Below are 3541 nucleotides of genomic sequence, written 5' to 3'. Positions count from 1 at the left end.
CAGTACTGCGGCTCGCTGGGCAAGCGGGCCAACTGCCAGGTCGCGGTCAGCGTGCACGCTGCCAGCGACACCGCTTCCTGCCCGCTGCAATGGCGCCTGTTCATCCCCCAGGAATGGGCGGCGGACACCTGGTGCGAGACCGGGACGCAGTGATCGCCGCGCTCACGCTTCCATACAGCAACGGCCCCACCGAGGGTATCAACACGAAAACCAAGCGGATCGCACGACAGATGCACGGACGAGCAGGCTTCAACCTACTTCGCCACCGCATCCTCCTCGGATAGCAGCACACTCCGTCACCACCGCATGTGAGACAGAGCCGTCAAATTGACACACCCCACCCAGGGGTGCGGTCCACCGTGAGGCGGACCACCGCTGAGGTGTGCCTCCCCCTTTCGTAGAGCCCGGCTTGCTCGCATGCGGAAAGGGCAAGGCAGCAGGGCAGATGCCTGAAACCGACGAAGCGAATCGGCCGGTGTTTGTGGACTTCAGTGGCCGGCGGCATCGTACCCTGCGCTACTTCGGCTGGGTGCTCGGCGTGCTCTGGGTTGGTTGCGCTGGGGCGTTGGTGTTCAGTTTGGCCGACGCGGACTCTCGTGCACCTCAGCTCACGATCCCGGAAGTGACCGGCGATGGTCTGTCGATTGCGCACGTCACCCCGCCCCAGCTGGCAGAAACTACGCCGCACCGCCGCCGTCGAGTCACCCCTCGTCACCGTCTGTACAGACCCCGCACCAAGCTCGGTGTTGGCACCGCGGCGGAAGAACGTAAGAATATGGGAGCCGACGACGATATCTACTTTGCTATTACGAGTTGGTGCGTGATAGCGGCTGAGGTGTCTGGGCTGGCGAGCGTCATGATCTGAGTGTGCCGATCATGGTCAATCCGGCGATCCTCGCGCATCGACTGTTCACTGGGGTCTCGCAAGGTCATCTGGGCTGCTTGGCCGAGGTTGACCCAGCCATGGTCGAAGGCCGCCGTCACGCAGCCCGCGGCGGTGTCGCGGCACGGGCAGCAGGTGCCGGTGCCCAGCATCAGCTGGTGTTCGTCGACCCACGCTCATTTATCTGCGGCGTGACCTACCGCACGCCGTGCTCGGGCTGCTGTTCGGCGTCGACCGTTCCACCATCACCCGGGCCGTCGTAAAGACACCCGCCCTCCTGGCCCAGCGGGCTGGACCAGCCATGCCGCCTCAGCAACTCCCAGACTCCGCGAACCCACAACGATACCCCCAACCAGTTCTCGATCAGCACACGGACCCGGGACAGCGTCCAGCACTCATCCGTCCATCCCTGAGCCTTCGCCCCACGCAGCAAAGGCGGTTCCAGCAATGCGAAGTCGTTGTCGTCCACCTTCGGTCGTTTCGCCAACCCCGAACACCTCAAGGGCTGCAACCCGCCCTCACGCCAGGACCGGCGCCAGCGCTCCAGTGACCGCACACTCCCCCGAAGACCCCTGAGGTTGGAGACATCGTTTTTCGGTAGTTGTGACGGACTACTTCTTTGGGATTCGGGAATCTTTGTGATTCTTTAGGTAGGAGCGGGGCGTGACCCCGTAATATGATTTAAATTGCCTGATGAAGTGGCTTGCGTCTGAAAAATTCCATCGGAGAGCGATCGCGGCTATACTGGTAGTGTTGCCATTGGCGACGAGCTCGTCGCGCGCTTTCTGTAGGCGCCTGTGCCGTGCGAATGCCATCACGGGTTCGCCTGTCTCCGAAAAAGCTCGATGCAGCGTGCGGAGTGAAACGCCTATGCTGCGGGCGATCATCGGCGCGGACAATTCATTCTTGGCGATATTCCTTTCTATGACATTCCTGGCAGCTGTCGTCACAGCCCCGTACCTGTCGCTGATGCCAAAGTCTGAGCTTCCCGAAAGGATGCTTGACACCATGCTTGCGCAGGTATCTCGGGCCATCAACTGTGCCGTAGTGGAAGCCTCGAGTTCGGTTTTGCTTTCGGTGATGGCTTCTAGGAAATTGACCAGAAAACGGACCTCGGGAGCGTCGAAGTTCGAGAGGAAAGCACGCTTGAGAGACTTGATTGATTCGATGCCCACAAGGTGCCGTGGAATCGAAATAACCCGTACAACCGTTCCCGGCGGGCACGAAAACTCCCAGGATGCTTTGGTGTCGCGAATGCATATCTCTCCGGGTTTGATGAGATGCCTTTCATCCGCTCTTGAAAACTCGATCCAACCTGAGGTTACGAGGTCAGCGACAATCGGGTCGCGATCGAGGTTTCGACCTGATGTTCCTGTCAGTGAATCGCAGTAGACGTAGGCAGTTAGGAATTCATCGATAAGGTATCCGCTTGCGTTGAAGTGGAATCCAAATTTAGCGGCATTTTGTGGAACAGAGAGGTGTGTGAGGTGCGCGAATGGCCCTTGTTCCCAGTCTTGAAAGTAACCCTCGGAGGTGTAGGATTGCTCAGCCGTCAGACTTATGCTGGATTCATAAATCACATTGGCTGCACCAATTGCATCCGCTGGGTGCGCTCTGTGCTCAACTCGCATGGTTTGCCTGTCCCTGGGGTGGCCTCGTCAGTTCCTTTGGCGAGCGGATGCAGGAATTGGCAATTCTTAAATGCCCTTGATCAACCACTGATCGGTCATTGCATTTTCACGCAAAAGCCTTTGGGTGACTCTCTCCGGTCTCGCCGTGAAACCGATCATTTCCAATGATCCGGCTAGCAAATAGTACGACCGTGCCAGATTTTGGCGTCTATGAGCCACGGGCCCGCTCAGTTCCAGCTCAATTGCCTATGACTCGCCGGGTCGATCATGTGACTACTTGCCGTCCGGGGTGGTTGATGTGGACATGATGCGGGGTGACTTGAGTGATGCCGAGTGGGAACGGCTGCGGCCGTCCTGCCGGTCAGTAAGGTGGCGCGGGATGAGAGGGCCTGGGTGTCGGCGTACACAGGCAAGTGCTCATCGAGGTACGGCGCTACGTACCCATCCGACGCGCTCAGGGCTGGCTGTTCAGGGCGCGGGGGGAGAAGCACACTCGCACTGCGAGTAGGTCACCCGACGCATCCAGATCGGCGATCACCGGGAAGAAGCCGTCGCCCCAGCTCGTCATTGCGCACAGCACTCGGGCATCACCGAGTTTCACGGACCCGGCTTCGACTTGCGAAGCGCGTACCTCGCGCATGATCTGCCAGTGGTGGGAGTGAGGTCGGAAGTCCACCGCCATGCGTCGTCCGGTCTCGTCCTTCCATCTCGACAGAGCACGTGCTCTGTCCATGGCCTCCAAGACGGGCAGGGCAGCCCACCCCCGAACGCCGTCCTCGCCGGGCTCTCCGAGTTCGGGTGCGGCAAACGTGACGGCGGCTTCGTCTGCCGCGGCACCCCAGAACGCCACGTCGGCCAAGCCGTCCACCGGCTCATCGTGCTGCCATGTGTTCAAGGCGTCGACATCGCCGAAAAGCACACGTGCCCAGTCCGATGGCGTCCCTTCTTGTGGTGTAGCCGATCATCCGGCGGTTGTCTTCGTGGTGTTGGGGAGTGCGGGGGCGCCTTCGGGGAGCTCGGCAGGGTA

General features: G+C 60.4%; 3 protein-coding genes and 2 pseudogenes. 3 read left to right on the top strand and 2 right to left on the bottom strand.

Annotated elements, in window-relative coordinates; all coding sequences use genetic code 11:
* The 3 genes and pseudogenes from ACIP98_RS42035 to ACIP98_RS42025 all read left to right on the top strand — a co-directional run.
* Positions 1 to 126: pseudogene (locus ACIP98_RS42035) on the top strand (transposase); the annotation flags it as partial.
* A 2-nt stretch (positions 127 to 128) separates the two neighbouring features.
* Positions 129 to 284 (top strand): annotated as a pseudogene (locus ACIP98_RS42030) (transposase); the annotation flags it as partial.
* Between the two features lie 161 nt (positions 285 to 445).
* Entirely contained in the window at positions 446 to 865 is a 420-nt protein-coding gene (locus tag ACIP98_RS42025; protein WP_401982128.1) for a hypothetical protein, read from the top strand.
* Between the two features lie 629 nt (positions 866 to 1494).
* Here the strand turns inward: ACIP98_RS42025 and ACIP98_RS42020 are convergent.
* Complete coding sequence (locus ACIP98_RS42020) at positions 1495 to 2514, bottom strand: helix-turn-helix transcriptional regulator (protein ID WP_401982126.1); 1020 nt, start codon at positions 2512 to 2514, stop codon at positions 1495 to 1497.
* Positions 2515 to 2968: 454 nt separating this feature from the next.
* Positions 2969 to 3433: a hypothetical protein gene (locus tag ACIP98_RS42015; protein WP_401982125.1), complete on the bottom strand. Its 465-nt coding sequence runs from the start codon at positions 3431 to 3433 to the stop codon at positions 2969 to 2971.
* Between the last annotated feature and the right edge of the window lie 108 nt (positions 3434 to 3541).

Origin of the sequence: Streptomyces sp. NPDC088354 (assembly GCF_044753585.1) — a bacterium.
GTDB lineage: Bacteria > Actinomycetota > Actinomycetes > Streptomycetales > Streptomycetaceae > Actinacidiphila.
This window is presented reverse-complemented; position numbering and strand designations above follow the sequence as displayed.

Excerpts from the sequence above, each read along its gene's own strand:
- ACIP98_RS42025 (WP_401982128.1), top strand. The coding sequence starts at position 446 with ATGCCTGAAACCGACGAAGCGAATCGGCCGGTGTTTGTGGACTTCAGT.
- ACIP98_RS42020 (WP_401982126.1), bottom strand. The coding sequence starts at position 2,514 with ATGCGAGTTGAGCACAGAGCGCACCCAGCGGATGCAATTGGTGCAGCC.